At 28.7% G+C, this 6,252-nt stretch carries 5 protein-coding genes and 1 pseudogene; 1 reads left to right on the plus strand and 5 read right to left on the minus strand.

Annotated features, from left to right (window positions below):
- Window positions 1-24: 24 nt before the first annotated feature.
- The 3 genes from AC3ATN_RS06025 to AC3ATN_RS06035 are packed head-to-tail and all read right to left on the minus strand — an operon-like array spanning window position 25 to window position 2,374.
- Window positions 25-876, minus strand: coding sequence for an OmpA/MotB family protein (locus tag AC3ATN_RS06025; protein ID WP_487532350.1), 852 nt, complete (start codon window positions 874-876; stop codon window positions 25-27).
- Between the two features lie 52 nt (window positions 877-928).
- Window positions 929-1,924: a glycosyltransferase family 2 protein gene (locus AC3ATN_RS06030; protein WP_487532351.1), complete on the minus strand. Its 996-nt coding sequence runs from the start codon at window positions 1,922-1,924 to the stop codon at window positions 929-931.
- Window positions 1,925-2,374 carry a type I restriction enzyme HsdR N-terminal domain-containing protein gene (locus AC3ATN_RS06035; RefSeq protein WP_487532352.1) on the minus strand — a complete coding sequence of 150 codons (450 nt, stop codon included), beginning with the start codon at window positions 2,372-2,374 and terminating at the stop codon, window positions 1,925-1,927.
- A gap of 26 nt (window positions 2,375-2,400) precedes the next feature.
- Between AC3ATN_RS06035 and holA the strand changes: the two genes are divergently transcribed.
- Complete coding sequence (gene holA / locus AC3ATN_RS06040; RefSeq protein WP_487532354.1) at window positions 2,401-3,402, plus strand: DNA polymerase III subunit delta; 1,002 nt, start codon at window positions 2,401-2,403, stop codon at window positions 3,400-3,402.
- Here holA and AC3ATN_RS06045 read toward each other — a convergent pair.
- Both AC3ATN_RS06045 and AC3ATN_RS06050 read right to left on the minus strand, forming a co-directional pair.
- A complete protein-coding gene (locus AC3ATN_RS06045; RefSeq protein WP_487532355.1) occupies window positions 3,399-5,795 on the minus strand; it encodes an alpha-ketoacid dehydrogenase subunit alpha/beta in 2,397 nt (798 codons plus the stop codon). The two genes, holA and AC3ATN_RS06045, sit on opposite strands and share 4 nt — an antisense overlap.
- Before the next feature lie 41 nt (window positions 5,796-5,836).
- Window positions 5,837-6,252, minus strand: a pseudogene (locus tag AC3ATN_RS06050) (metalloprotease); the annotation flags it as partial.

The following is a 6,252-nucleotide window of genomic DNA, read 5'->3' on the forward strand; positions in this document are numbered from 1 at the left end:
TTAGAAACATGCTTTGCTAAAATGTTATTTTGCAGTTTCCATCCCTTTTTCAATAAGGTCATAAAATTGATCTAATTTTGGTAAAACTACAATTCTAGTTCTTCTATTTTTGGCTCTATTTGATGGATTATCATTGTCAAAAAGTGGAACATAAGAGCTTCTTCCTGAAGCAGACATCCTTTCTGGTGCAACATCAAAGTCATTTTGTAAAATTCTCACAACTGCAGTTGCCCTCATAACACTTAAATCCCAATTATCTAATATTGTTTCTGTCTTTATAGGAACATTATCTGTATGCCCTTCGACCATAAATTCTAATTCAGGACGATTATTAACTACTTGAGCAACTTTACCAAGTACTTCTTTTGCACGATTAGTAATCATATAACTTCCCGAACTGAACAATAATTTGTCTGAAATTGAAACATAAACTACACCTTTTTCAACATTAACTTCTATATCACCATCATTTAAGTTTCCTAAAACTCCTTTTAAGCTTGTTACTAAGGCTAAAGTGACTGAATCTTTTCTTGTAACGGCATCTTGCATCTTTTGAATCCGAACATCCTTTTCTTTCATACTTTCCAGAGACTTTTCAAGATTTTCTGCTCCTTTTTGTGAAAGTGTAGTTAAATTTCCTAAGTTATTAATTAAACCTTGATTATTTGCCTTTAAAAACTTAACCTGATCCTTAAGAGCAGCCAAACTATTTAATGCAGAATCTTTTTCTTCTTTACATGTATTAAGTTGGACAGATGTGGAGTTAAGATTATTTTTTGTATTTGTTTGTAAAGTTTCTAATTCTTGATATTTTTTTTGTGAAACACAAGAAGTGATCAAGATAGAAATTATTATTATTGATATAGATTTCCTCATTTGTATAGAATTAAATTATTAAAATCAAAAAAGTTAAATAAATATAAAAGTATTATTTTGAAATTTTACTGTAAACCCTTTCCTTTTTTACAAAGTATGACCAAATAATTGAATTTATTGACCAATACTTATTTTTATTTAAAATACTTGTTCTTTTTTTATAATGAGTTCTGAAATATCGATAAAAAGAAAAATGAGCTTTTACAATAGAAAAAACTGGTACAAGCTTTCCATTAATTAAAAACCTTAAAGATGCAACGAAATCTAATAATAATCTTGCGATCAATATTCTAAACAAGTATTTTTTTGGTAAATTTTTGGTTAATAAAATTAGAGAATTTCTAAAATTAAGGAACCATTTATATCCAGACACAGGTAGCGTAGCTGCGCCAACATGGTAGACTTTTGATTTTCCAATTGAAACAGATTTAAAAGATTTATTAAAAGCTCTCCAACATAAATCAATTTCCTCAAAGTGAGCAAAAAAATCTTTATCAAATCCTTCCAAATTATCCCAAACATTTTTCCTTATGAAAAAACAAGCTCCACTTGCCCAAAAAATCGTCTTATTATCGTTGTACTGATCTCTGTTTTCTTCTATTGAATCAAATATCCTTCCTCTACAATATGTATAACCGAAAAAATCAATAAATCCTCCAGCAGCTCCTGCATATTCAAAATTATTTTTATTATTAAAATCTAATATATTAGGCTGTGCTATGGATACGTCTATTTCATTTTTAAAAGTTTTATAAACAGGATCAAGCCAGTTTTCTGTGACTTCAACGTCAGTATTTAAAAAACAAAAGACATCTGTGTTAATTCCAAGTAAACCCTTGTTATAACCTTCTGCAAATCCATAATTTTTATCTAATAAAATACATTTTATATCTGGAAAATTTGATTTTATATATTCGATTGAGTTATCGGTTGATTTATTATCAATAATATAAATATTATAACCTACGGAGTATTTACAAAGAATTGGGATAAAAGTTTTTAGTAATTTTTCTCCATTGTAGTTAAGTAAAACGATTGCTATATTCATTTATGAATTTTTAAAATCCGGGATATCTGATAAAAAGGAATAGTTTTTTACATTATAGTTAACTAAACAAAAATAGTGAGACAATCCATTAGAAACCATTAAATATTTACTTTTAAATGTTAAATTATATTTCGCTATCTGATCAAACACATCCTGATTAATTGTTATCTTTGGTGACTTACATTCAACTAAAATAAGTACCTGTGAGTTTTTGGAAAAAACAATAATATCATACCTTTTTGTATTACCATTTACTAAAAGTTTTTTTTCTACATTAATTAAAGATTTTGGATAATTCTTTGTGAAAACAAGAAAATTTATACAATGTTGACGTACCCATTCTTCAGGAGTTAACAAAAACCATTTTTTTCGAATTATATCAAAAATGAAAAGTTTATTTTCTTTATTTTTGACTCTTAAATTTAAATTTGGGAAATTTAACTTTTCCATTAAACAAAATTGCAAAAAATAATTAGATGCAACTTCATAATAAAATAATTGATGAAATTAAAAATGGAGAAATTGCATCTTTTTACCTTTTATCCGGAACAGAACCCTATTTTATAGATAGTATTTCTAACTACATTGTAAATAAACTAATATCTAATTCAGAAAAAGATTTTGATTTGAGTGTTTTATATGGAAAAGATACTTCTGTAGAAGAAATTATTGAAACTGCCAAAAGATATCCTTTAATTGCAAATCATCATTTGATATTAATACGAGAAGCTCAATATTTAGAGAAGAAATATGATGAACTAGCAAAATACTTGACCAATCCTCCAAAGCAATCTGTTGTTATATTTTGTTATAAAAATAAAACTTTTGATAAAAGAAGTAAGTTATATAAAATTGTTAAAAAATCTGGAGTAGTCTATGAGTCTAAACCTTTATATGACAACCAGATTGCTGGATGGATATCTCTGGAGTTAAAAAGAGAAAAATTAGAAGCAAATCAAAAGTCCATTCAATTATTAATTGAATTTCTTGGTTTAGATCTTGGAAGAATTAAACAAGAAATTAGTAAACTAAAGATTCTTTGTTCTGATAGAATAATAACTCCTGATCTAGTTGAAAAATATATTGGGATAAGTAAAGACTTTAATAATTTTGAATTAATAAATGCTATTGGTTCAAAAAATAAAAAAAAATCAATTCAAATAATTTATTACTTATCTAATAACTCCAAAAATCACCCATTAGTTCTAACAATAACATCTTTATTTCAATTTTTCAAAAGGCTACTTTTATTTCAAGGTATAAAAACAAGTAATGCTAATATTTCATCAATATTGGGAATTAATCCCTTTTTTATTAAAGATTATGAACAAGCATCCAGTTTTTATAGTATGAAAGCCTGTAGCCATGCGATCAACTCAATTCATAAGGCAGATTTAAAAAGTAAAAGTATATTGGGGTCAAATGAAAGTCACAAAGAAATTCTAATTGATTTAATAAATGAAATTTTTAATATCTAAAATAAGTTAGGATATTTTTTGGGATTTTCCTCATTCATAAAGCCGTATGCTGCCTCAAAAATATCATTTAAGTTAGGTTTTGAAAAATAGTCACCATCAGTTCCATACGCAGGTCTGTGCTCATTTGCAGACAAAAGTTTGGGTTCACTGTCTAAAAGGTTGTATACTTTTTGATTATCTAGTAACTGTTGAAGAATATAAGCTGAACAACCACCAGGCATATCTTCGTCAACAATTAATAACTTGTTGGTTTTAGCAACACTATTTTTTATTTCACTTAACGTATCAAAAGGGATTAGTGACTGAAGATCTATTATTTCTAACGAAATATCGTGTTTGATTAGTTCATGTGAAGCTTCCAAAGCAATTTGTAAAGTAGCTCCATAACTAACTAAGGTAATGTCATTGCCTTCATTTAAAATCTCAATTTTACCAATTTGGGATGTAAAAGCACCCATATTATTAGGTAAAGATTCTTTTATCCTGTAAGCGTTTAAGGTTTCAATTACAATTGCAGGCTGATTTAGTTTTAATAATGAATTATACATACCTGCAGCAATAGTCATATTTCTTGGGGTTAAAATAAATATTCCTCTGAGCAAACTTACCATAGCACCCATTGGTGAACCAGAATGCCATATACCTTCAAGTCTGTGTCCTCTGGTTCTGATAATTAAAGGTGCAACTTGCTGACCATAAGTTCGGTAACTTAATGAGGCTAAATCATCACTTAATATCTGTATGCAATAAAGTATATAGTCTAAGTATTGAATTTCAGCAATTGGCCTCAATCCTCTTAATGCCATTCCTATTCCCTGACCTACAATAGTAGCTTCTCTGATTCCAGTATCTGAAACCCTGTCTTCACCATATTTGGTTTGTAAACCTTCTAAGCCTTGATTTACACCTCCTATTTTACCACAATCTTGTCCATAAATAAGTAAACGATCATTTGTAGACAAAAGGGCATCAAAATTATCACGTATAATGACTCTTCCATCCACAATATTAGGCTCCTTGTCATATGTTGGTGGAACACAATCAAATTTAATTTCTTTTGAATATAAGTCCGAGGAAAATTTAGGCTGTAAATTATCTGATAAACGTTTTAAATACTCAATAAACTTAACCTTGGATAAATTATTGTATTTCGTTAGTGATGGTAATAAAGACCTCCCTAGAGAAAGAATTTCTCTGTATCCAATATTGTTAAAATTAGAAACTTTTGATTTGATTGAGTCTGCTAACTTGAAATTATCCTGTTCTAAAAGGGCCAATTGATTTTTAAAATCATTTAACTCCTTTTTTATTGGCTTTTGATAGCTATTCCAAGCATTAATCTTGGCATTTTTAGCAATAGATTTAGATTTTGAATCAATCTCTTTCAATGTCTTGATGTCAGATAAATTATTATCGAGTATCCAATTTTTAAATTTTAAATTACAATCATATTTTTTTTCCCATTCTAATCTTGAATCTGATTTGTATCTTTCATGGGAACCTGAAGATGAATGACCTAATGGCTGAGTAAGTTCTGTTACATGAACAATAACAGGGATGTGTTCTGAACGTGCTATTTTCTCAGCCTTTGAATAAGCATTAATCAATGAAGGGTAATCCCATCCTTTAACCTTAATTATCTCGAAACCGTCCTTATTTGATGTTTTTTGAAAACCAGATAAGGCTTCAGAAATACTTGATTTTGTTGTCTGAAGATCATTGGATACAGATATTCCATATTCATCATCCCATATACTCATAACCATTGGTATCTGAAGAACACCAGCAGCATTAATCGACTCAAAAAACAAACCTTCACTTGTGCTTGCATTTCCAATAGTACCCCAAGCTATTTCGTTACCCTTATTTGAAAATATTTTAGCATTTTTAATTTTTAATTTTCTATAAATTTTTGATGCTTGAGCTAAACCGACTAGTCTTGGCATTTGAGAAGCTGTTGGAGATATATCGGAACTATGATTTTTTTGATTCATTAAATCTAACCAAGACCCGTCATTCGCAATACTTTTACTTAAAAAATGTCCTCCCATCTGTCTTCCTCCAGACATAGGCTCAAATTCAAGATCAGTGTGTGCGTATAGAGCTGCAAAAAAATTTTCAGGTGTTAAGATATTCTGAGCCATTAATAATGTTTGGTCTCTGTAATAGCCTGATCTAAAATCGCCATCTTTAAAAAAATGATTAAGAGCCATTTGAGGTAATTCTTTACCATCTCCAAATATTCCAAACTTTCCTTTTCCTAAGAAAACTTCTTTTCTACCAATAACACTACATTCCCTGCTAAGAACAACAGTCCTATAATCGTTGATTACAAGTTTTTTATATTGCTCGTAGTCAATATCTTTGTTAAGATTTAATGTAAATTTAGACATATCCTTTCACCATAAAAATACAAAAATTATATGTAATAAAATTAGAACCAAGTTCTTGAAAAGAAAGTTGAAATATCCTTAGGATTAAGAGATAATACAAATCTAATTCTAGAAAAATAGTTTTCTTTAACTATCTCATATTCTTCACTTGAACCTAAAGGAAAATAAAATTCTAAGTAATCAGGGATAAAATTAAATCTAAATCCATAGTCATAGTGGGATCTGTGAGTTTGATTTTTATTTTTAAGTATAGCCAGATCTACATAACCCTCAAACCATTTCCATATCCCCATGCTAAGATTAGAGCTAAGAATCCACTGATTTGAACTACTGTTTGAAATTGACGATTTAAAACCACCTTCATTCATTATAAATTGCTGACTAAAAATACCTTCTGTCTCAGATCTTCCAAAATAAGCATACTCAAATAAATAATCGTTAGGCTTGTTTAGATTAA

This window comes from Candidatus Marivariicella sp., assembly GCF_983056325.1.